Origin of the sequence: Nitratireductor sp., assembly GCF_017794765.1 — a bacterium.
Classification (GTDB): domain Bacteria; phylum Pseudomonadota; class Alphaproteobacteria; order Rhizobiales; family Rhizobiaceae; genus Nitratireductor.
Genome location: NZ_CP051236.1, coordinates 1,050,260 through 1,070,951, shown reverse-complemented (window position 1 = coordinate 1,070,951; position 20,692 = coordinate 1,050,260). Strand labels below are relative to the sequence as shown.

Genomic DNA, 20,692 nt, shown 5'->3' with positions numbered 1-20,692 from the left:
GCCTCCATGTCAAAGAGATGAGCGAATAAGGATCAAAGAGTTATGGAAAACCCGCGCGGAGAGAAAAGTTTCGTCGTCGGCAATGCCCGTATTGGCGCCGGGCCGCTGGAGCCGGCGCTTTATCTGGTGGCAACCCCCATCGGCAATCTGGGCGATATCACGCTGCGCGCGCTCGAAGTGCTTGCCGGGGCGGATATCGTCGCCTGCGAGGACACCCGCGTTTCGCGCGTGCTTCTTGCGCGCTACGGCATCGGCCAGAGCCTCACCGCCTATCACGAGCACAATGCGGACAAGGCCGGACCGCGTCTGCTCGCCGCTCTCGAAGCGGGCCAGAGCGTTGCGCTCATCTCCGACGCCGGAACGCCGCTCGTCTCCGATCCCGGGTATCGTCTTGTGGACCAAGCAATCGAAAAGGGCCTGCGGGTTGTGCCCATTCCCGGCCCCTCTGCGGTTCTTGCCGCGCTCTCGGCCTCCGGCCTGCCGACGGATGCATTTCTGTTTGCCGGTTTTCTTCCCGTGAAGGACGGGCAGCGCCGCGCGCGGCTCGAAACATTTCGCCAGACCCCGGCGACGCTGGTTTTCTTCGAATCGCCACGCCGTCTCGACGACAGTCTTGCCGCGATGGCGGACGTGCTTGGCGGGGAGCGGCAGGCCTGTGTGGCGCGCGAGCTCACCAAGACCTTCGAGGAGCTGCGCCGCGGCGCGCTTTCGGATCTGGCCGCGCATTATGCCGATACCGGTGCGCCCAAGGGCGAAGTGGTGGTGTGCGTTGCGCCGCCGGAAAGCGAAGAAAAGACAAGCGCGGAAGATGTGGATCGGCTACTCATAGCGCTCTCCGATGAGATGTCCGCCTCCAAGGCGGCGGGTGAAGCCGCACGCATGACGGGCGGACGCAAGTCCGAGCTCTATCAGCGGCTTCTCGATCTGAAGGCAAAGAGTGATGCCGGCTGAGGCGCGGCAGAAAGCCTATCGCCTCGGCCATCGCGGCGAGTGGCTGGCGGCCATGGCGCTGCGGCTGAAGGGCTATCGCATTCTGGCCCGGCGGTATCGCACAAAGCTTGGCGAGATCGACCTGATCGCCCGGCGCGGCGATCTGGTGGCGATTGTCGAGGTGAAGGCGCGCCCGACTGTGGAAGCGGCGATGGATGCGGTGGCCTATCATGCGCAGAGCCGTATCGAACGCGCGGCTGACCTGTGGCTTGCCCGCCAACCCGATCACGCACGGCTCTCGCTGCGCTTCGATCTTGTCGCCATCCTCCCCCGCCGATGGCCGGTGCATGTGGAGAATTTCTTCCAGGGGCGTGGTTGAACACCGGGCCATGTTCCTGCGCATTCTGCCAATGGGTCCCGGATAGCCTGCGGCTTCCGGGATGACAGGCTGGGATGACGGGGTGGTGTGGCGCGGGCATTTCAAGACAGGCTCCATCGTTGCCGCGCGGGGTTGCCGCCGGGGTTTGGATCGTTCGGGAAACGGGGCGCGTTTTTCGTGCCTCTCTGTTGTGAAATAAGTGGCGCGAAAAGCGCGCCCCGCCGGCCGCTGTCCCGTCTGCCGGCCGGTCACTCGGGCGATCTGTGCCCTAGCGGCTTTTCCGCAACCGGCATGATGCCGGCCGCCGGCCTTTCGCGGGCCCTCACAGGCCCCGGGTTACCGAACCCGAGGGGGAGGCTGCCGTCGCCCCTCCTGATCCCCGGCTCCGGACCCGGTTCCCGACAGGGGCGATGGGGGAAGTGTAGCGGAGGTTTTGAGGGTGGGGAGAAAAGAGCGAATAGGGAGTAGCGAATAGCGAGTAGGGAACGCGCTTCAACTCCCTCGTGATCCTATGGCCTGACCATGGGATCCATGCCGTTGCGGTGGTGACGGGGTGCGGGTGAGAAAAAATGTACGTGCCCAGGACGGGTCGAAGTTTATCCCCGGCGTCCCGGCATGGATCCTCGGATCAGGTCCGAGGATAACGAAGGTGTGGGGAGATGATGACGAAGGAGCCGGGTGAGATGTGGCGACAAGGGTCTTCGACACTGGTGCGATTTTACTGAACGGATTCAGGAGCGGTGGGAGACGCGCATGGGCAGGCCACCCTGCGGCTGGGTGGTGAGCTTCTGAACCGGCCAGGGGTTCGTTTCCGGCAAGGTCTCAAAGCGGAAGCGAGAGAGGAGGACCGCGAGCGCGATGACCGCCTCCTGCATGGCAAAGGTAGCGCCGATGCAGACGCGCGGGCCGGCACCGAAGGGCAGATACTGATACCGGTCGAGCTTTTCGCGGTTTTCAGGGTGGAAACGCGAGGGCATGAAGGCGTCCGGCTCGTCCCACAGAAGCCGGTGGCGATGCACCGTCCAGGGCATGACGAGCACCTGCGCGCCCTTGACGATGGTGAAATCCTGATAGCGATCTTCGGACAGCGCCTCGCGGTTGATGGAGGGTGCTGGCGGATAAAGCCGCATCGCCTCCTCGAAAGCGGCACGGGTTAAGGGCATGGCGTCGAGCCATCTCACCGGGTCGGGTTCGTGGACCAGCGCCGCGTCGATCTCTGCCTCCACCTTTTCACGCTCCCATGGGGCTGAGGCGAGGCAATAGATCGTCCAGCCCAGCGCACGCGCCGTGGTCTCGTGGCCGGCACCGATGAATGTGATGATGTTGTCCTCTATCTCCGCGCGGGTGAGGCCTTCCGGCCCTTCGGCGCGCAGGAGGAGCGTGAGGAAATCTTCCGGCACGTCGTGGCCGGATGCCATCTTTTTCCGGCGCATGGCCATCGTCTCGGCAACGATGTCGCGGAAGAACTTTAGCGAATTGCGGCCCATAAGGCGCGTGATGCGCGGGAGCCAATCGGGTGCGCCCAGAAGATCGAGGGGGTCGACACGGCCCATTGTCTCGAACAGACGATCCACCTGATGCGCGAAACTGCCGGGCTCGCCGGCGATCTCTCCGGAAAAGAGCGTTTCGGCAAGAATGTCAAAGGTGAGCAGCGTCATGTCGCGGGAGACATCGACGGGTTGGTTCACGTTTTCGTATCGCGCGACGAAGGCTTGCGTGCGCTCAAGCATCGGTCTGGCGAAGCCGGCAATATGGCGCGGAGTGAAGACCGGCGCCATGGCCTTGCGCGAACGGCGCCAGACCGCGCCCTCCGCCGTCAGGAGCCCGTCACGCAGGATGGGCCGCAGGATCTTCTGGCGCACGCGGGCCATCTTGTAGTTTTTCGCATTGTCGACCAGGACATGGCGGATAAGGCCCGGATCATTTGCGATGACGAGCGGGCCGCCGATCGTGTTGTCGATGGAAATCCACGGTTCGTTGTAGGAGGGCTCACCCCACAGTTCGAGCGGATTGCGATAGACAATGCGCATCATCTCAAATGTGGAAGGCGGGCTGGTGCGCGGGCGCGGCGCTGGCGGCACGAAAGGCGCAGGCTGGCTTTCCATGAGGTTTTCCTTTCCCGCTTAATCTAGGCGCGGGAGACCCGACGTTCAAATCCGCTGATGGCGAAAACAAGGCGGGAACCACATCATTGTTCATGCATTATCGAGGCACCTAGGCCGATGACCTCAACCGGAGTGCACTCCTTTCAAATGCGGAAGGAATACCGACATGAATTGGAATCAGATCGAAGGCAATTGGGAACAGTTCAAGGGCAAGGTCCAGCAGCAGTGGGGCAAGCTCACCAATGATGACCTGGATGTCGTTCGCGGCAATCGAAAAGAGCTCGCCGGCAAGCTGCAGGAACGTTATGGCAAGGCCGAGGAAGAGGCCGAGCGCGAGATCGACGACTGGCTTTCACGCCACTGATCGAACCCTGGCATGAATACGAAGAGCCCCGCCGGAAACAGCGGGGCTTGTTTTTGAGAGGCTGGCCACAATCAGTGATTTTCGTGGCTTTCGCCAGAACCGCCAACCGCGACGATATTGTAGGGCATGCCTTCCACCGCGATGTCGCGGGCCTTCTCGAAACTTGCCGCATCGATGGCATGGACAACGCTCTTGAGCGGGTCGGTGACCATGATCTCGTCATGGGTGACGGCAATGCGCGGGCGCGGGTCGGACCAGTGCCCGTCCATGGAATAGGGCGCCGTCAGCTCAAGCGACTGGTCGATCTTGCCGGACAGGACATTGATGCGGTTGAGCTTGCCATCCTCTGTGAAGACATAGGCGAATTTGGGCCTTACTGGATCAACCACGAAGTGGACAGCCCGAACCGGCAGCTCGATCAGGCGGAAGGCATCTTCGTCTTCCGGGTCGATCAACACGAGGTTAGATTTGCCGAAGTTTCCGAGAAAGTACTGCAACGCCTTGCCACCGGCGAGCGTGGAGACCTTGAGATCATCCGGCAGACCATCGGAATAGGCCATGTGGCGGATTTTCGGGACATCGTTGCGGCCGCCCGTGATGAGAAGAAGACCGGTGTCGCAGGCGATTGCCGTGATGTTGCCGGAGGTGGCCTCACCGTGCAGACCGGGGCAGGCAGCGGGCTCGCCGATGGCTGCGCCCTTTGCATCCACCACCTGAACACCCTCCGGGAGTTCGCTCGGGTCCTTGCTGTTGGGCACCGTTGCGATCGCGTGTGCGCCATAGGGGATGACAACGCCGTGATGAGGGGCCGGAGTCCTGATTTCCCGGATATCGGGTTTTCCCTCCGAGATGGATTTTTCCGAAACCAGCCGCGCAACCCCCTCGCCGTCGAAGAAGAGTGCTATCTCGCCATGATGCGCCACGAAATGCACCGGCCGATCGCCATCTACGGAGCCTTCCAGCGCCTTGGGCTCGGTGACCTCCATATCCGCATGATCCCCATGATCATCGAAGTGAATGCCAGTGGAAAAGGCGGTAATCGTGTTGGCGTCGCGCTGGACGGCGAAAACGGTTTCATTGCTTTCAGTGGCATAGAGGCGCGCGGGAGACTCGAGCGGGAAGGTTTCAAGCACCGCGCCCTTCTCCGCGTCGAGTGCGCGCAAGACCGGTTCGCTGTGGTCGGCGATGAAAAGCCGCCAGACTTCCTTTTCATCTGCGTGAAGGGGCTGCAATGCGACGAGCGCCGTGCCAAGGGCGAGCGCGCCCGTTTTCATGAGGTAACTGAACGGTCGCATTCCAATTCTCCTTTTTGTTATAACATTACAATTTTGGTTGTGAGAGTTCTGGTCTTGTCTAGAAGGCCTGCCGTGGCAGCCAGGTCAGCGTGCTTGGCGGGCAGACTGACAACAGCTCTGGAGCCCGCGCCAGAGACGCACTGCGGCTTAGCTCGCGGGTCGCTGGCTTACCGTTTATCTGGCGAGGCAGTTCTTGAAAGACGCCGCCATGCCGCGCAGCAGCTCGAAGTAGAGATCCGGGCCATCGGCGATCTCGGCGCCAAGCGGATCGAGAACACCGGATCTGGCGTTGGTGCCTTCGGTGACAACCTCTACAAGACGCGGCTCGAACTGGGGCTCGGCGAAAACGCAGGCGGCGTCGAGCTCGCCTACCTTTGTGCGGATCTCATCGACGCGCTGTGCTCCGGGGATCACTTCCGGGCTGACGGTGATGGAACCGGCAGCGGCGAGACCGAAGCGCTTCTCGAAATACTGATAGGCATCGTGGAAAACGATGAAGGGGCGATCCCTGACAGGCTCGAGTTCTTCCGCAATCTCGGCGCTCAACGCGTCGATGCGCTCGTTCAGCTTCGCCGCGTTGGCTGCGTAGGTCGATGCATTCTCTGCATCGGTTTCGCTCAGCGTCTCGGCAATGGCATTGACGATGACTTTTGCATTTTCGGGATCAAGCCAGATATGCGCGTCCGGACCATGGTCATGGTGATCGTGGCCTTCATGTGCTCCGTGATCCTGAGCCCCGCCCTCATGGGCATGCTCCTTCTCATCCTTCTCATGATCATGGCCATCTTTGTGGTCGTGATACGCCTCATGATCTTCATGATCGCCTTCATCGCCATGGGTATGCGCCTCGAACGCACCACCCTCGCGCATGTCGAGCAGTGTGATGCCTTCGCTTTCGGAGAGCGTCACCAGCTTTGCCCCACTGGCCAGGGTTTCAAGAGGTTTCGCCAGAAAAACTTCCATGTTGGGCCCAACCCAGAAAACGACATCAGCTCCAGCGAGCATGCGCGCCTGGGACGGGCGCATGGAATAGGTATGCGGCGAGCCCGCGCCCTGCAGGATGAGCTGCGGATCGCCGACGCCCTCCATCACGCCGGCCAGCAGGGAGTGCACCGGCTTGATGGAAGCCACCACTGCCTGGCCGACCGCTGCAGCGCCACCAACGCCGGCTGGCGCCAGCAGCGCGAGGGAGGATGCGGCGGCGGCGAATAAGAGGCGAAACGATCTCATGGCTGGCTCCTGTCAGATGTCGAACGAACAGATGGATGCGCAGCCACAACACTCAGACCATCGGGTCCGGATTGGCTTGAATGTTATGACATTACATATCCTTGCGTTACGCTATAACGTGTGCCATATCCGCTGACAAGTCGGAAAAAATCACATGCTGGAAAAATCAAAACCACGCGCTCAACCATCCAGCGATACGCTGGTGGAGATGCACAATGCCGGCGTCAACCGCGGTGGGCGCTGGCTGGTACGCGGCGTTGACCTTGCGGTCCGCCGTGGCGAAATCGTCACGCTCATCGGTCCCAACGGATCCGGGAAAAGCACGACGGCCAGGACGGCAATCGGCATTATCGAACCGAGCGAAGGCCATGTGCATCGCGCGGAAGGCCTGACTATCGGCTACGTGCCGCAGAAAGTGGCGCTCGACTGGACGCTGCCCCTCAGCGTGGAGCGGCTGATGACACTGACGGCACCGGCAAGCCGCAGCGAGATTACTACGGCCCTCGAGGCAGCAGGTGTGGCGCATCTGGCGGGACGTCAGGCGGCGGCGCTTTCGGGCGGCGAGTTCCAGCGTGCGCTTTTGGCGCGGGCCATGCTGCGCAAGCCTGATCTTCTGGTACTCGATGAGCCGGTACAGGGCGTGGATTTTACCGGGGAAGTGGCGCTCTACGAACTGATCCGCGACATCAGGGACCGGACCGGTTGCGGCATATTGATGATTTCGCACGATCTTCACATCGTGATGGCCGACACCGATACGGTGATCTGCCTTAACGGCCATGTGTGTTGCCGCGGGGAACCGCAAAGCGTGATGGACAGTCCCGAATATAGAAAACTGTTCGGCACACGCGCGGCAGAATCGCTGGCGCTCTATCGCCACCATCATGACCACACGCATCTGGCCGATGGCCGTGTGCGCCATGCCGATGGGACGATAACCGCGCACTGCCACAAGGATGACGGTCACCACCACGACCATGAGGCCGCCGAGACGCCGGCAAATGGAGGCCGTGATGCTTGACGATTTCTTCATCCGTGCGCTTGTAGCCGGTGTCGGGCTTGCCCTTGTCACGGGTCCGCTCGGCTGTTTCGTCGTTTGGCGGCGCATGGCCTATTTCGGCGACACCATGGCGCATTCCGCGCTGCTGGGCGTGGCGCTCTCGCTGGTGATGGAGATCAATCTCATGGTCGGCGTCTTTCTGGTGGCTGCACTTGCCTCGCTGGCGCTTATCCTTCTGGAACGCCGTCGCGCGCTTTCCACGGACGCTCTGCTCGGCATCCTGTCGCATTCAACCCTTGCGCTCGGTCTTGTCATGGTCGCTTTCATGACCTGGGTGCGGGTGGACCTTATGGGGTTCCTGTTCGGCGACATCCTCGCCGTATCGAAGACGGATATCGCGATCATCTATGGCGGCGGCGCCATCGTTCTTGCCCTGCTCGTCTGGCTTTGGCGACCATTGCTGGCTGCGACCGTCAATCCCGATATCGCTCAGGCCGAAGGGCTACGGCCAGAACGCTCGCGACTCATCTTCATGCTGCTGATGGCAGCCGTGATTGCCATTGCCATGAAGCTGGTGGGCATTCTTCTCATCACGGCATTGCTGATCATCCCGGCCGCAGCTGCGCGCCGCTTTGCGGGCGGTCCCGAAATCATGGCCGCGCTTGCCGCGTTGATCGGCGCAATTTCGGTGGCCGGCGGGCTGACGGCCTCGCTGCAATTCGATACACCTTCGGGTCCGTCCATCGTGGTGGCGGCGCTCGTGCTCTTTGTGCTCAGCCTCGCGCCCTCGCCCGTGTTGAAAACGGAAACGTCCTCTGCGGAGACCAAACCATGAGTGCCGATCTGACCCGTAACCAGACGCTGGTGATGAAAACGCTGTCGGGCGCCGAGGCGCCGCTCAGTGCCTACACGATCCTCGACCGGCTGCGCGATGACGGGCTGCGCGCGCCGCTGCAGGTCTATCGCGCGCTCGACAAGCTGACGGAGATGGGACTGGTGCACCGGCTCGAAAGTCTCAACGCCTTTGTCGCCTGTGCACACCCGAACTGCCATCAGCAGGAACTGATCGCCTTCGCCATCTGCGAGACCTGCGGCAAGGTGGAAGAATTCTCCGACGAGGTGGTGAAGGACCGGCTCGACGGCTGGACGCGCGCGCACAGTTTCAGACCGGCCAAGACGACGATCGAGATCCGCGGAAATTGTGGCGGGTGTGTGGGCAAGGCCTGATCTCCGTCACACAAGCTGCTCACGTCTTCAAACATTTTCTAAACGTATTTCAGATCCCGCTTCTTGACGCGCGCCTCGAATCGTAACTACATAAGTTACATGAAACGAGACAGCCGCCTTTCCTCTGTTCTGCACGCGCTTCTTCACATGGCCGAAGAGGACGGACCAATGACATCCGACAAGCTTGCCGAGTGTCTGCGCACCAATCCCGTCGTGGTGCGGCGTACAATGGGGCTTCTGCGCGAAGCAGGGATCGTGACGTCGGATCGCGGGCATGCTGGCGGATGGCGTATTGCGGTCGATCTTAGCACCGTGACGCTGCGCCAGCTCCATTCAGCCCTTGGGGAACCGGCATTCTTTGCGATTGGAAACCGCAACGAGACGCCCGAATGCCTGGTGGAACAGGCAGTCAACGCAGCACTCGACGACACGTTCATCAAGGCAGAAGCGCTGCTTCTGGAACGCTTTTCAGAAATTTCGCTCGCCGATCTCGCCGCCGATTTCTCGCGCCGATACGCCGAGCACCGAAAACAAGGACGCTAGACGATGGATCAGGATGTCATCATCATCGGCGGCAGCTATGCAGGCATGGCTGCAGCACTTCAGCTTGCAAGAGCACGACGCAGGGTTCTGATCGTGGATGCGGGCCAAAGACGAAACAGAACCGCCAACCACTCCCACGGTTTCCTGAGCCGCGACGGTGCCGGCGCGGCGGAGATCGCACTCGAAGCCAGGCGGCAGCTTGAAGCCTATTCCACAATCAGCGTTGTAACCGGAAACGCTACTGCCGTTTCCGGAGAACGCGACCATTTCGTGGTCGAATGTGCTGATGGAGCGCACCACCCCGGCCGCCGCGTGATCCTTGCAACAGGTGTGCGGGATCATCTGCCGGCCATCGAAGGTATCGCGGAGCGCTGGGGCCGGAGCATTTTCCATTGCCCCTATTGCCATGGCTATGAGTTGAACCGGGGCCGTATCGGCGTGATCGGCAGCGGGGCGATGTCTGCCCATCAGGCAGAGCTTCTGACCGAGTGGGGGGCCGTCACCTTCCTGCCCAACGATGCGCTGACGCTGGACGCTGAAACATGCGACCGGCTCGTACAGCGCGGCGTGAACATCGAAACCGCCGGAATTTCACGGATTGCCGGGCAAGCGGATGTGGAACTTACAGATGGTCGGAAGCTCTCCTTTTCCGGTCTCTTTGTCGCGCCGCGTGTAGAGCCTGCAAGCGACCTTCCGGTGGCGCTCGGCTGCGCGCTTCAGGAGACGCCCATGGGGACGCAAATCAAAACGGATGCATCCAAGGAAACCAGCATTCCCGGCGTCTTTGCCTGTGGCGATGTCGCGCTGGCGCCGCATTCCGTATCGCTTGCCGTGGCGGACGGGGCGATGGCCGGCGCACAGGTTCACCGCTCGCTGGTCTGGCCCGGATAGGACATACATGCCTCCTTCACGCATGACAGCCACTACTCCGGTGGAAGGGTATGAGGAGCGCGTGACGCGGCAGGTGCCGGGCCTCGCCGACATGCACCGCATGGCAGGCATTCTTCTGGCGGAGAACGTTCCTCAGTACGGACGGGTTCTCGTCCTCGGCGCGGGTGGCGGGCTGGAGTTACGCAACTTCGCTCGCGCTTATCCCGGCTGGCGCTTCGATGGAATTGACCCCTCCGCCGATATGCTGGCGCTGGCCCATACCACGCTTGGCGATCTCCAAAAGCGGGTGACCTTCCACCACGGCTACATCGAGGATGCACCCGAGAAGCGTTTCGACGGGGCTTCCTGTTTCCTAACCCTTCACTTCCTGCCGCGCGCAGCCCGGCTCGACACGTTACGGGCACTGCACCACCGGCTCAAACCCGGAGCACCTCTTGTCGTGGCGCATCACTCCTTTCCCATCGATACATCTGCCGGCGAACGATGGCTAAGGCGCAATGCCCGCTTTCACGCCGCATCGGGGGAAGCGTCAAACCGGGTCATGGCGCAGATCGAAGCCATGCGAAAAAGCTTGCCGGCATTGCCACCCGAAGAAGACGAAGCCCTGCTTCAGGAAGCGGGCTTTGGAGATGTGGAGCTGTTCTATGCGGCCTTTAGCTTCCGGGGTTGGGTATGCCGCGCGCTTCCGGTTTCATGACCGAAGAAGACAGTCCCCAGACGCGGTAAAGTTCGTTCAGTGCATGGGCCGTGTGGCATTCAATTGCCGGAAGAGCCGAGGCACGGACAGTTTCCGCATATTTTTTGTCGCTGCCGCGGGTTTTGACGAGGATCCAGTGGATCATCTCCCACTTGATGCTGTCCCGGGCACCTTCAAGATGCCCGGCGCGATCAGCCCGGTTGATCAGGGTGCGCTTCAGATATCGACCGATGCGCAGCCACGGACTGGATGTGATGAGAATGATGCCGGTGGCACGGGCCAGCCGCTGCGGCATGAGGCGGGAATAATTGCCCTCCATCACCCATTGGTCTTTTTCGATTGCTGCATCATGCAGAGCCTTGAACTCGGCCTCCGACCGCGGTTGCCAGTCGGTGCCGGGCAGATGTTGCAACTGATCGAGATGAACCGCCGGCAAACCGAGTTTTGCGGACAGGGCGACAGCCAGCGTTGATTTTCCAGCGTTGGACGGGCCGAGAATGACAATCCGCTCGCCGAGCGAAGCAAGAGGCTGCATGGGATCACCGGTGAGTTGCGCGGGGCGGCTGAAATGCGCCTTGCTCCTGGCAATGTCAACCCCGTTGGATGCGCACAATAAGGCCCGGCCGACCTAGGGAGTGCTGCCGAAATATTTGAGGCGCAGTTCTTCCAATTCTCCGCTTTCCCGCAATGCGAGTATCTTGAGCGTCACCTCCCGCGCCAATGCGCTATCGTGGGGGAAAGCGAAGCCATATTTGTCGGGGTGGAAGAGACTGCCCACCACCGTCATTTGGTCGTCCGGATTGTGGTGCGCATGATATTCCAGCACGGGAGCATCGCCGACGATCGCATCCACACGGCCGCTTTTCATCGCCGCAACCGCTGCGTCGAGGTCTTTATAGGGTCGTGTCGCAATGCCGAGTTCGGCGAGATAGTCCTCAGCCGAGCTATCGGCAATGACACCTGTGGTTTTCCCGGGAAGATCGGCCAGGGAATCAATCTGCTGTTCGAGAGAAACGGCGGTCATGACGCTCGTTACGGACGATGTAATATATGCAACAACCGCCACGCCGCAGACCAGCCAGAGAGCGGACCAGATCCGCCCCACCCAACCAAACAGGTTTTTTCGTGAAGCCTTGCCCGTGGTGGCAATGGACATCACATGATGGAAACTCTCTGCGATCCCTTCCCGCCATCGACGCGGGAAATCCTTGTCGAAACGGCGGTCGAACAGGGTCAACAGAATGGTGGACACCACGATCACCAACGCCAGCCATGCGTAGGCACGTAGATGGCCCGCATTGCGCAAGCCCGACACGACGCTTCCAAAGCTGGACGTTCCCTCGTCGGGAACCATGATGCGCATCCCCGAATCATACCAGGGCTGGCTGAATGAAACTGCCTCGGCACACCGCCGGGTAATGGTGAGATTGGTGACCGCAGCATCGACCTCACCACTACTGACCGCCGTAACCAGTTCGCGCAGGGTTGGATAGGCTGTGTAACGTGGCGTCAGCCCAAGTTCCGTAGACACCATTTCCCAGAGTTCAATAGCCATCCCCTCATAATGGCCGGCTGTGCCGGAAACAAAGGGAGGACTTTGAAAGATGCCTATCTGAGTTTGGGAGGCGATCTCAGCTTGGGGGACGATTTCCGGGGCAGGCTCCTGCGCAACAACAGGCTGCACCAACAGCAGAACCGGGAGCAGGCAATACCGGACCAGCCATAGCGCTTTGCGAAGCAACGTTCTGACCGCCTCGTCAACTGCGCAGTATTGAAACGGATGGCCGCCCCTCCAATACATCAACCCCTCCTGTTTGTACCGGTGTTAATCCACGGGATGCAGTGAGGATGACCCGGAGACCTTTACAATCGGTTTTTGCCGTTTGTTGCCGGGCCGGGGCAGTTCATGACGTCCACAGAAGCGTTCCGAAGCCGGTTCAGCCAACAGCTTGGCTGCCGAAGCGCCTGCTCTACCCCTTCTTCTCCACGTGATTGTTCCTGAGCCTGGTCACCGCGTTTCCATGCGCGTCGAAACCTTCATAGCGGGCAAAGCGCAGGGTGTGGGGGGCGAATTCGGCATAACCTTCCGCCGTCACATGGCCAATGGACGCCGTTTTCATGAAATCATGAACGCCAAGCGGCGAGTGCGCACGCGCCATGCCGGAGGTGGGCAGAACCGCGTTGGGGCCCATCGCGTAATTGGCCATGGAGCCCGGTGCATATTCACCAAGCAGGATTTCGGACGCGTTGCGGACCCGAGACAGATATTCGAACGGCGTCTTCGAGAGGATCTGCAAATGCTCCGGTGCGTAGTCATTAATGAAGTCGAACGCCTGTTCGGGCGTGTCCGCGAGCACGATGCCACCGCTCGTTCCACCCAGAACATCGGAAGAATAGCGCACGCGCTCGGCATTCATCTCGGCCCAGTATTTCGGCAGCGCATCGCGCACCTTTTCCGCCACGTCGCGCGACCAGGTGACCAGGAAATTGGAGCTGTCACTGCCGTGTTCGGCCTCGACCAAGAGATCGAGCGCTGCGATTTCGGGATCAGCTGTCTCGTCGGCAAGCACGATGCTTTCTGTAGGACCAGCGGGAAGGCGCGAGGCGATCTGGCCTTGCAGCAGACGCTTGGCAGCGGCGATCCACGGGCTGCCCGGCCCCTCGAACCTGGCGCAACGCGGCACCGTAGCCGTGCCATAGGCGGCGGCGGCGACGGCCTGGCCACCACCGGCCTTGTAGACGTGCCTGACGCCGGCAATGCGCGCGGCAACCAGCGTTGCGGCATCCACCTTGCCATCGGGTCCGGGCGGTGTGAGCACGATGGGCAGGGGCACTCCGGCCACCACGGCGGGGATCGCCGTCATGAGCGTCATCGAAGGGAAGGTGCCCTTGCCGCGCGGCGAATAAAGCGCAACGCTGTCGATGGGCGTGGCCCGTTCTCCGACCAGAACGCCGGGGCGGATTTCCTTCATCCACATTTCCTGCGGCCGCTGTGCCTCGTGGAAACGGCGGATATTGTCGGCGCAGAATTCCAGCGTCTCGATCATTTCTGGATCGAGCGCCCTGAAGGCGGCATCGAAATCGTCTTCCGTCGCCGCGATCTCGTGAGGCTCCACCTGTGCCTTGTCGAACAGGCGCGCAAAACGGGATAGAGCCGTATCGCCCTCTTCTCGAACCGCGTCGATGATCGGGGCGACATTTTCGAGGAAATGGGTGAGATCGTCTTCCGTTCGCGTCAGCAGCGTCCTACGCTCGTCAGCGGACAGTTTGGACAATTCATGCCAGGCAACGCGGTTCGACATCTTTGCTCTTCCTCGGGTTGTGCGACAGGCGGCTTCGCCGCCCGCGGCACGTATACCCTATTTTCTCCCGAGGCAAAGGTGGGAAACGGCTTAGCCCAAAGCCCGGCTGGCGAGATAGGCTGCCTTTGCCGGCACCGAGAGCCAGGCCTTCGCCAGCGCCACACGCTCGGGCGTGTAGTGGTGCTCGACATCGAGCATGTTGACGGTGCCGACCAGCGTATCGCCCAGCACCACCGGCAGGTTGATGACCGAACCGCAGCCGAGCTTGCCGATCAGCGTGGCGTCGGGGAACACGGTGTCGATGTCGGCCAGCGTGTTGGCGACGAAGCATTCGCGCTTTTTGTGCACGGTCTCGAACCAGCGGTCATAATGGATCGGCTTGGTGCCGGAGACGGGATATTCTTCCGGATGCGAGGTGTAGGAACGGCTTGCCGTTTCCGTCTTCATGTCGGCGGTCATGAAGGTGAACAGCTTCGTGCCGACCACGGCACGCGTCAGCTCCAGAAGCGCATCGAAGGGTGCATCCGGGGTCGTGGCGCGTGAAAGCGCACGGTCGAATTCGGCCAGCGGGCCGGTGTAGTCGGTCATTTTCAGTCTCTGTTATGCGGGTTGGAGCGTGCCGCCGCTGGCGGCGTAGAGTTCGCGCGAATAGGGATCGGAAAGCCGACCCGTCTTCAGCGCATCCACCTCCGCGATCTCGACAACGCGGCCATGACGCATGACCGCCATCCGGTCGCAGAGGAAGGAGACCACGGGCAGATTGTGGGTCACCATCAGATAGGTGAGCCCCTGCTCGCGGCGCAGCTTCTTCAGGAGGTTGAGGATTTCCGCCTGCACCGAGACGTCGAGCGCCGAGGTGGGCTCGTCGAGCAGCATCACGCGCGGTTCCAGCATCAGCGCACGGGCAATCGCCACGCGCTGCCGCTGGCCGCCCGAAAGCTGGTGCGGAAAGCGGAAGCGGAAACGCTGGTCGAGACCGACCGCGTCGAGCATGTCCTTCACACGCGTGTCGCGCCCGCCGATACCGTGCACGGCAAGCGGCTCGGCCAGGCAATCGTCCACCGTCTTGCGCGGATGCAGCGATCCATACGGATCCTGAAACACCATCTGGCAGGTTTTTGCGAATTCCCGGTCAGGTTTGTGGCCGCGCGGCTTTCCGAGCACGGAGATGCGACCGCTCCAGTCGGGTGCAAGCCCGCTGATCGCCTTGAGGATGGTCGATTTGCCGGAACCTGACTCGCCAACCAGCGCGAAGCTCTCGCCCTCGGACACCGAGAAATCGACATCGAACACCACCGGCGTCGTGCCGTAGCTGATCGACAGGTTTTCGAGATGAATGGCGGCGTTCTTCATGTGCCGGCTCCCGTGGTCCAGGTGCTTCGGTCGAGCACCGGCAGTTCGTCGCGCTCCTCGTCCATGCGCGGCATGGCCGCAAGTAGGCCCTTTGTATAGGGGTGCGTCGCCTTGTTGAGATCGCTGGCCTTGCACGATTCAACGATCTCGCCGCTGTTCATCACGAGGATGCGGTCGCAATAGCGCGAGACGAGGTTCAGATCGTGGCTGATGAGGATCAGCCCCATGCCCTTGCCGGTCACGAGATCGTCGATAATGTCGAGCACCTGCGCCTGGACCGAAACGTCGAGCGCCGACGTCGGCTCGTCGGCGATCAGAAGGTCGGGCTCGGGGATGAGCATCATCGCAATCATCACGCGCTGGCCCATGCCGCCGGACACCTCGTGCGGATAGAGGTTCGCCACCCGCTCCGGCTCATTGATGCGCACGGCTTCCAGCATGGAAAGCACCCGCGCCTTCAGCTCGCTGCGCGGCAGCTTCCTGTGGGTGAGCAGCGCCTCGCCGATCTGCTCGCCGATGGTCATCACCGGGTTCAGCGAAAACTTCGGGTCCTGCATCACCATGGAGATGCGCGCGCCGCGAAGCTCGCGCATCTGCCGTTCGCTCTGCGACAGAAGGTCGATGCCGTCGAAGGTTATCCGGTCCGCCGCAACGCGGCCCGGCTTGCGAATGAGCCGCAGGATGGAGCGACCCGTCATCGACTTGCCGGAACCGGACTCGCCGACGATGCCCAGACGCTCGCGGCCGAGCGAGAAGGAAATGCCCTTCACCACGTCGACCGGTCCGCGGGATGTGGGGAAGGTGACGGTCAGGTTTTCGATTTCAAGCAGCGGTGCGCTCATTGCTTTTCTCCCTGCTTGGGATCGAGCACGTCACGCAGACCATCGCCCAGGAAGCAGAAGCCGAGGCTGACAAGGATGATCGCAAAGCCGGGCATGGTGGCGACCCACCACTGATCGAGGATGAAGTTGCGCCCGCGCGAGATCATCGCCCCCCATTCAGGCAAAGGCGGCTGCGCCCCGAGGCCAAGGAAGCCGAGGCCCGCTGCGGTGAGGATGATGCCCGCCATGTCGAGCGTCACGCGCACGATGGTCGAGGACGCGCAGAGCGGCAGAACATGACGCAGGATGACGCGCGTTGCCGAAGCGCCCTGCAGCCTGACCGCCGAGATGAACTCCGAATCGCGAAAGGTGATCGTCTCGGCGCGAGCGATGCGCGCATAAACCGGCCATGCGGTGATGGCGATGGCGATGATGGCGTTTTCGATGCCCGGCCCGAGTGCTGCCACGAAGGCAAGCGCCAGAATGAGCTTCGGCATCGACAGGAAGATATCGGTCACGCCCATCAGGACGCGGTCGACCCAGCCGCCGAAATAGCCGGACACCGCACCGACCACGAGGCCGATGGGGGCGGCGATGACGGCCACCATGGTGACGATCAGAAGCGTAATGCGCGCCCCGTAGACGACGCGTGAATAGATGTCGCGGCCAAGCTCATCCGTGCCCATCCAGTGTTCGGCGGAGGGCGGCATGAGGCGGTTTGCGAGATCCTGCCCAACGGGGGAGTAGGGTGCAATCAGCGGCGCGAAGATCGCCATGACGACCAGCACCAGCACGATCAGCGCGCCGACAACGGCGAGCGGATTGCGCAACAGTGCGGTCCAGACGCGCCATGCGCGGCCCATATTGGCCTGCAGGCGCGAGGCGGGCGAATCGTCGAGAAGCCAGTCAATCATCGGCGTGCCCTCGGGTCGAGGATGCGGTAAAGCACATCGGAAATCTTGTTGATCATGATGAAGACAGCGCCAATCACCAGCGTCGCACCGAGAACGGCGTTCATGTCGGCGGTCAGAAGCGCGGTCGTGAGATAATTACCGATGCCCGGCCACGAGAACACGGTCTCGATCATGACCGATCCTTCCAGGAGTGCTGCATAGGACAGGCCGATCACGGTGATGAGCTGGATGCGTATCGGATAGAACGCATGCCGCCAGATGACGCGGCGCTCCGATACGCCTTTGACCCGCGCGGTCGTCACATATTCCTGCCCGAGCTGGTCGAGCATGAAGGAGCGCGTCATGCGGGCGATATAGGCCAAAGAGAAGAAGCCGAGGATCGATGCCGGCAACATCAGGTGGTCGAGCGCGTTCCAGAAAATGTCCCACTCGCCGGCGATCACGCTGTCGATGAGATAGAGCCCGGTCACGGGATCGAGCAGGCCGTCATAGAAGATATCGACGCGGCCGGGACCGGCAACCCAGCCGAGCCCGGCATAGAACACGGCGAGACCTACAAGGCCGAGCCAGAAGGCAGGAACCGAATAGCCGAGCAGGCCGAGCACGCGGATGACCTGGTCGATCCAGCTGCCCTGATGCGTGGCGGCGACAACGCCCATGGGCACGCCCAATACGACGCCGATGATGATGCCGATGGTGGCCATTTCCAGCGTCGCGGGGAAAACGCGTGCCAGATCGTCGACCACCGGGCGCCCGGTGGAGATCGACATGCCGAGATCGCCCGTCAGAACGTCGCCCACATAGGAAAAGAACTGCACGATGAGCGGGCGGTCGAGGCCCATGGCCTGACGCGCTGCCTCATAGACTTCCTGTGTCGCCCGGTCGCCAACGACCGAAAGCACGGGATCGATCGGCACGACACGACCGATGAAGAAGGTGATGGCCAGAAGGCCGAGAAAAGTGCCGGCGACGACGATGGCGAAACGCAGAACGCTCGCAACGCCCTCGAAGGCACGGCCGGCCAGCATGCCCATGCGGGCGGTGGCAGCCCCTGCGGATGGTTCAAACGCCATGGCTTTTTCGCTCTCTGGCTGCTGCTTCGTTGAATGGATGCCCCAAAAGCGCGCCCCTCTCCCCTGGCTGACCTGCAAGGCGGCGCACGCACCACCAAGAAGCCAACACTCTGATTTCATGCGGTTTTGCGGCGCCAAAGCTCGTCTCGCGCCCTGCAATACCTCCAAAAAAGAGCTTGGATCATACAAAAAAATCTGGTTACATCAAAAAAATTTTTGTGGGGGAAAAATCTTTGAGTACGCAGCCGGCCCGTGCCACGCCCGATGTAGACACCAGAATTGGTGTGCTGATACGCGCCCGCCGCCGGCAGCTCGGCCTCACCCTGCAACAGCTCGGCAAGGCTTCAGGCCTCTCCGTTGGGTATCTGAGCCAGGTGGAGCGCGACAACGCCACGCCGACGCTCGGTTCGCTTGCCGGCATTGCCCGCGCGCTGGGTGTGGGGCTCGATTATTTCGTCGCCCAGCCCCGCGCCGAGGACGGGCTGACGCGGGCTGAAAGCCGCCAGCAATTCTCAATTGCCGGCTCCTCGATCATCTATGAGCGGCTCGGGACAGAGTTTCCCGGAAGCCAGCTTTCCTCCTTCGTGCTGACAGTGCCGCCGGGCTATTCGTCAGAGACGGTGAGCCATGAAGGCGAAGAGCTGATCTACATTCTCGAAGGCACCATCACCCAGTATCTCGACGGAGAGGAAATGGTGATGAAGGCCGGGGACAGCCTGCACTATCGCGGCAACACCCCGCATGCCTGGAAGAACACCACCGATATGCCGGCCCGCCTTTTGTGGACCGGTACGCTGACCGTGTTCAGCGCCAATGGCCAGGCCAACAATCGCATCGAACTGGTTTCGCCGGACAAGGCCTCCGGCAAACCACCAAGAAAAACCAAGAGCAATTCCTGATCCAGAAAAGGAGGAGAACAAGATGAAGCTCTTCAAAACGGCGCTCCTTGCCGCCGCCCTCACCATGCCGCTTTCGCAGCATGTGCTCGCAGCCACGCCGGACAATGTGCTGGTCGTCGCGCAGAACATCGACGACATCGTCGCCATCGATCCCGCTCAGGCCTACGAGTTCTCGTCGGGCGAGCTGGTCACCAACATCTATGACCGCCTCGTGCAGTACGACGCCGAAGACCCGACGGTGCTCGCTCCCGGCCTTGCAGCCGAGTGGGAAGCCGATGCGGAAGCAAAGACCATCACCTTCACCATGCGCGACGGCGCGACCTTCCATTCGGGCAACCCGGTGCGCGCGGAAGACGTGGCGTTTTCCTTTGCCCGCGTCATCAAGCTGAACCTGACCCCTGCCTTCATCCTCGCCCAGCTCGGCTGGACGGCGGAGAATGTGGACCAGATGGTCACCGTCGACGGAAACAGGGTTGTCGTGAAATACGAGGGCGACTTCTCGCCTGCCTTCGTGCTCAACGTTCTGGCCGCCCGCCCGGCTTCCATCGTTGATGAAAAGACGGTCATGGAGCATGAAGAAAACGGCGACATGGGCAACAAGTGGCTCAATTCGAACTCCGCCGGTTCCGGCCCGTTCAAGCTGACGGCCTATCGCCCCGGCGAGCTGGTACGCATGGGCGCCAATGCCGACTACTTCAAGGGTGCGCCGAAGGTCGAGAACGTCATCATCCGTCACGTGGCGGAAGCAGCAACCCAGCAGCTTCTGCTTCAGTCGGGCGATGTGGACATGGCCCGCAACCTGACGCCGGACCAGATCAACGGCATCAGCGCCGAAAACATCAAGGTCGAGACCTATCCGCAGGCCGCCGTGCATTTCGTCTCCTTCAACCAGAAGACGGAAGCTCTGCAGCCCGAAGCGGTCTGGGAGGCCGCACGCTACCTCGTCAACTACGAGGGCATGACCGAAAGCTTCCTCAAGGGACAGATGGAGATCCACCAGGCCTTCTGGCCGAAGGGCTTCCCCGGCTCCTATGACGAAACGCCCTACACCTACGATCCGGAGAAGGCGAAGCAGATCCTCGCCGATGCCGGTGTGGAAACGCCGATCAACGTGACGCTCGATGTCATCAACTCGACGCCGTTCACCGACATGGCGCAGTCATTGCAGGCGAGCTTTGCGGAAGCCGGCATCAATTTCGACATCATCCCCGGCACGGGCTCGCAGGTCATCACCAAGTACCGTGAGCGCAGCCACGAGGCGATGCTGCTCTACTGGGGTCCGGATTTCATGGATCCGCACTCCAACGCGAAGGCATTCGCCTATAACCGCGACAATTCCGACGACAACTACCAGGCCACCACCACGTGGCGGAACGCCTGGGCCGTGCCGGCAGAGATGAACGACCGCACGGCGGCAGCTCTTGCCGAATCCGACGCCGACACGCGCAATGCGATGTACGTCGAGTTGCAGAAGGACGTGCAGGCCAAGTCACCGATCATCATCATGTTCCAGGCCGCCTACCAGGTGGCGATGGACAAGAAGGTGAACGGCTATGTCAACGGCGCCACCTCCGACTTCGTCTACTACCGGCTCGTCACGAAAGACTGACAAACGCCATAGCATCCGAGGCCGTCCCGCCAGTCGTGGCGGCCTCTTTTCTTTTCAAAG

Annotated in this window: 22 protein-coding genes; 11 read left to right on the top strand and 11 right to left on the bottom strand. The window is 61.6% G+C overall.

Features of this window, described 5'->3' with window-relative positions:
• The first annotated feature begins 42 nt into the window (after window positions 1-42).
• Both rsmI and HF949_RS05180 read left to right on the top strand, forming a co-directional pair.
• Window positions 43-951, top strand: a complete 909-nt coding sequence (rsmI, locus tag HF949_RS05185; RefSeq protein ID WP_292898732.1) for a 16S rRNA (cytidine(1402)-2'-O)-methyltransferase — start codon at window positions 43-45, stop codon at window positions 949-951.
• Complete coding sequence (locus HF949_RS05180; protein ID WP_292898730.1) at window positions 941-1,309, top strand: YraN family protein; 369 nt, start codon at window positions 941-943, stop codon at window positions 1,307-1,309. The genes rsmI and HF949_RS05180 overlap by 11 nt, the downstream gene beginning before the upstream one ends.
• 731 nt (window positions 1,310-2,040) lie before the next feature.
• Here the strand turns inward: HF949_RS05180 and HF949_RS05175 are convergent.
• Window positions 2,041-3,414, bottom strand: coding sequence for a cytochrome P450 (locus HF949_RS05175; RefSeq protein WP_292898728.1), 1,374 nt, complete (start codon window positions 3,412-3,414; stop codon window positions 2,041-2,043).
• 166 nt (window positions 3,415-3,580) lie between these two features.
• Between HF949_RS05175 and HF949_RS05170 the strand changes: the two genes are divergently transcribed.
• Window positions 3,581-3,778 (top strand): CsbD family protein, encoded by a 198-nt coding sequence (locus HF949_RS05170; protein ID WP_229450304.1) that lies wholly within the window; start codon window positions 3,581-3,583, stop codon window positions 3,776-3,778.
• A 71-nt stretch (window positions 3,779-3,849) separates the two neighbouring features.
• Here HF949_RS05170 and aztD read toward each other — a convergent pair whose 3' ends face one another.
• On the bottom strand, window positions 3,850-5,073 hold the full coding sequence (gene aztD, locus HF949_RS05165; protein ID WP_292898724.1) for a zinc metallochaperone AztD: 1,224 nt from the start codon (window positions 5,071-5,073) through the stop codon (window positions 3,850-3,852).
• A 174-nt stretch (window positions 5,074-5,247) separates the two neighbouring features.
• The gene (znuA, locus tag HF949_RS05160) at window positions 5,248-6,303 is read right to left on the bottom strand and encodes a zinc ABC transporter substrate-binding protein ZnuA (RefSeq protein WP_292898722.1); all 1,056 of its coding nucleotides are present in this window, start codon (window positions 6,301-6,303) and stop codon (window positions 5,248-5,250) included.
• 154 nt (window positions 6,304-6,457) lie between these two features.
• On the opposite strand from znuA, the gene HF949_RS05155 reads away from it, so the two are divergent.
• The 6 genes from HF949_RS05155 (at window position 6,458) to HF949_RS05130 (ending at window position 10,661) form a co-directional block, all read left to right on the top strand.
• Complete coding sequence (locus HF949_RS05155) at window positions 6,458-7,324, top strand: ATP-binding cassette domain-containing protein (RefSeq protein WP_292898720.1); 867 nt, start codon at window positions 6,458-6,460, stop codon at window positions 7,322-7,324.
• Window positions 7,317-8,138 (top strand): zinc ABC transporter permease subunit ZnuB, encoded by an 822-nt coding sequence (gene znuB, locus HF949_RS05150; protein ID WP_292898718.1) that lies wholly within the window; start codon window positions 7,317-7,319, stop codon window positions 8,136-8,138. The genes HF949_RS05155 and znuB overlap by 8 nt, the downstream gene beginning before the upstream one ends.
• On the top strand, window positions 8,135-8,530 hold the full coding sequence (locus HF949_RS05145; RefSeq protein ID WP_292898716.1) for a Fur family transcriptional regulator: 396 nt from the start codon (window positions 8,135-8,137) through the stop codon (window positions 8,528-8,530). The genes znuB and HF949_RS05145 overlap by 4 nt, the downstream gene beginning before the upstream one ends.
• A gap of 99 nt (window positions 8,531-8,629) precedes the next feature.
• On the top strand, window positions 8,630-9,073 hold the full coding sequence (locus HF949_RS05140; RefSeq protein ID WP_292898714.1) for an Rrf2 family transcriptional regulator: 444 nt from the start codon (window positions 8,630-8,632) through the stop codon (window positions 9,071-9,073).
• Between the two features lie 3 nt (window positions 9,074-9,076).
• The gene (locus HF949_RS05135; RefSeq protein WP_292898712.1) at window positions 9,077-9,964 is read left to right on the top strand and encodes an NAD(P)/FAD-dependent oxidoreductase; all 888 of its coding nucleotides are present in this window, start codon (window positions 9,077-9,079) and stop codon (window positions 9,962-9,964) included.
• Between the two features lie 7 nt (window positions 9,965-9,971).
• Complete coding sequence (locus HF949_RS05130; RefSeq protein ID WP_292898710.1) at window positions 9,972-10,661, top strand: class I SAM-dependent methyltransferase; 690 nt, start codon at window positions 9,972-9,974, stop codon at window positions 10,659-10,661.
• On the opposite strand, the gene HF949_RS05125 is transcribed toward HF949_RS05130, so the two are convergent.
• The 8 genes from HF949_RS05125 to HF949_RS05090 all read right to left on the bottom strand — a co-directional run bounded on the left by HF949_RS05125 (window position 10,618) and on the right by HF949_RS05090 (window position 18,124).
• Window positions 10,618-11,196 carry an AAA family ATPase gene (locus tag HF949_RS05125; RefSeq protein WP_292898708.1) on the bottom strand — a complete coding sequence of 193 codons (579 nt, stop codon included), beginning with the start codon at window positions 11,194-11,196 and terminating at the stop codon, window positions 10,618-10,620. The two genes, HF949_RS05130 and HF949_RS05125, sit on opposite strands and share 44 nt — an antisense overlap.
• Before the next feature lie 93 nt (window positions 11,197-11,289).
• Complete coding sequence (locus HF949_RS05120; RefSeq protein WP_292898706.1) at window positions 11,290-12,462, bottom strand: transporter substrate-binding domain-containing protein; 1,173 nt, start codon at window positions 12,460-12,462, stop codon at window positions 11,290-11,292.
• 169 nt (window positions 12,463-12,631) lie between these two features.
• Window positions 12,632-13,963, bottom strand: coding sequence for a histidinol dehydrogenase (gene hisD / locus HF949_RS05115; protein WP_292898704.1), 1,332 nt, complete (start codon window positions 13,961-13,963; stop codon window positions 12,632-12,634).
• A 90-nt stretch (window positions 13,964-14,053) separates the two neighbouring features.
• Window positions 14,054-14,551 (bottom strand): GAF domain-containing protein, encoded by a 498-nt coding sequence (locus HF949_RS05110; RefSeq protein ID WP_223004620.1) that lies wholly within the window; start codon window positions 14,549-14,551, stop codon window positions 14,054-14,056.
• A 12-nt stretch (window positions 14,552-14,563) separates the two neighbouring features.
• Window positions 14,564-15,316: an ABC transporter ATP-binding protein gene (locus HF949_RS05105; RefSeq protein ID WP_292898697.1), complete on the bottom strand. Its 753-nt coding sequence runs from the start codon at window positions 15,314-15,316 to the stop codon at window positions 14,564-14,566.
• Window positions 15,313-16,158 carry an ABC transporter ATP-binding protein gene (locus HF949_RS05100; RefSeq protein ID WP_292898695.1) on the bottom strand — a complete coding sequence of 282 codons (846 nt, stop codon included), beginning with the start codon at window positions 16,156-16,158 and terminating at the stop codon, window positions 15,313-15,315. Before HF949_RS05100 ends, HF949_RS05105 begins: the two co-directional genes overlap by 4 nt.
• Window positions 16,155-17,051, bottom strand: a complete 897-nt coding sequence (locus HF949_RS05095) for an ABC transporter permease (RefSeq protein WP_292898693.1) — start codon at window positions 17,049-17,051, stop codon at window positions 16,155-16,157. Before HF949_RS05095 ends, HF949_RS05100 begins: the two co-directional genes overlap by 4 nt.
• A complete protein-coding gene (locus HF949_RS05090; RefSeq protein ID WP_404933913.1) occupies window positions 17,048-18,124 on the bottom strand; it encodes an ABC transporter permease in 1,077 nt (358 codons plus the stop codon). The genes HF949_RS05095 and HF949_RS05090 overlap by 4 nt, the downstream gene beginning before the upstream one ends.
• 233 nt (window positions 18,125-18,357) lie before the next feature.
• Here HF949_RS05090 and HF949_RS05085 point away from each other — a divergent pair, with 233 nt between their 5' ends.
• Both HF949_RS05085 and HF949_RS05080 read left to right on the top strand, forming a co-directional pair.
• Complete coding sequence (locus HF949_RS05085) at window positions 18,358-19,023, top strand: helix-turn-helix domain-containing protein (RefSeq protein WP_292898691.1); 666 nt, start codon at window positions 18,358-18,360, stop codon at window positions 19,021-19,023.
• Between the two features lie 22 nt (window positions 19,024-19,045).
• Entirely contained in the window at window positions 19,046-20,632 is a 1,587-nt protein-coding gene (locus HF949_RS05080) for an ABC transporter substrate-binding protein (RefSeq protein ID WP_292898689.1), read from the top strand.
• Window positions 20,633-20,692 lie beyond the last annotated feature (60 nt).

Coding starts and splice junctions, on each gene's coding strand:
- rsmI (WP_292898732.1), top strand. CDS start 43: ATGGAAAACCCGCGCGGAGAGAAAAGTTTCGTCGTCGGCAATGCCCGT.
- HF949_RS05180 (WP_292898730.1), top strand. CDS start 941: ATGCCGGCTGAGGCGCGGCAGAAAGCCTATCGCCTCGGCCATCGCGGC.
- HF949_RS05175 (WP_292898728.1), bottom strand. CDS start 3,414: ATGGAAAGCCAGCCTGCGCCTTTCGTGCCGCCAGCGCCGCGCCCGCGC.
- HF949_RS05170 (WP_229450304.1), top strand. CDS start 3,581: ATGAATTGGAATCAGATCGAAGGCAATTGGGAACAGTTCAAGGGCAAG.
- aztD (WP_292898724.1), bottom strand. CDS start 5,073: ATGCGACCGTTCAGTTACCTCATGAAAACGGGCGCGCTCGCCCTTGGC.
- znuA (WP_292898722.1), bottom strand. CDS start 6,303: ATGAGATCGTTTCGCCTCTTATTCGCCGCCGCCGCATCCTCCCTCGCG.
- HF949_RS05155 (WP_292898720.1), top strand. CDS start 6,458: ATGCTGGAAAAATCAAAACCACGCGCTCAACCATCCAGCGATACGCTG.
- znuB (WP_292898718.1), top strand. CDS start 7,317: ATGCTTGACGATTTCTTCATCCGTGCGCTTGTAGCCGGTGTCGGGCTT.
- HF949_RS05145 (WP_292898716.1), top strand. CDS start 8,135: ATGAGTGCCGATCTGACCCGTAACCAGACGCTGGTGATGAAAACGCTG.
- HF949_RS05140 (WP_292898714.1), top strand. CDS start 8,630: ATGAAACGAGACAGCCGCCTTTCCTCTGTTCTGCACGCGCTTCTTCAC.
- HF949_RS05135 (WP_292898712.1), top strand. CDS start 9,077: ATGGATCAGGATGTCATCATCATCGGCGGCAGCTATGCAGGCATGGCT.
- HF949_RS05130 (WP_292898710.1), top strand. CDS start 9,972: ATGCCTCCTTCACGCATGACAGCCACTACTCCGGTGGAAGGGTATGAG.
- HF949_RS05125 (WP_292898708.1), bottom strand. CDS start 11,196: ATGCAGCCTCTTGCTTCGCTCGGCGAGCGGATTGTCATTCTCGGCCCG.
- HF949_RS05120 (WP_292898706.1), bottom strand. CDS start 12,462: ATGTATTGGAGGGGCGGCCATCCGTTTCAATACTGCGCAGTTGACGAG.
- hisD (WP_292898704.1), bottom strand. CDS start 13,963: ATGTCGAACCGCGTTGCCTGGCATGAATTGTCCAAACTGTCCGCTGAC.
- HF949_RS05110 (WP_223004620.1), bottom strand. CDS start 14,551: ATGACCGACTACACCGGCCCGCTGGCCGAATTCGACCGTGCGCTTTCA.
- HF949_RS05105 (WP_292898697.1), bottom strand. CDS start 15,316: ATGAAGAACGCCGCCATTCATCTCGAAAACCTGTCGATCAGCTACGGC.
- HF949_RS05100 (WP_292898695.1), bottom strand. CDS start 16,158: ATGAGCGCACCGCTGCTTGAAATCGAAAACCTGACCGTCACCTTCCCC.
- HF949_RS05095 (WP_292898693.1), bottom strand. CDS start 17,051: ATGATTGACTGGCTTCTCGACGATTCGCCCGCCTCGCGCCTGCAGGCC.
- HF949_RS05090 (WP_404933913.1), bottom strand. CDS start 18,124: ATGGCGTTTGAACCATCCGCAGGGGCTGCCACCGCCCGCATGGGCATG.
- HF949_RS05080 (WP_292898689.1), top strand. CDS start 19,046: ATGAAGCTCTTCAAAACGGCGCTCCTTGCCGCCGCCCTCACCATGCCG.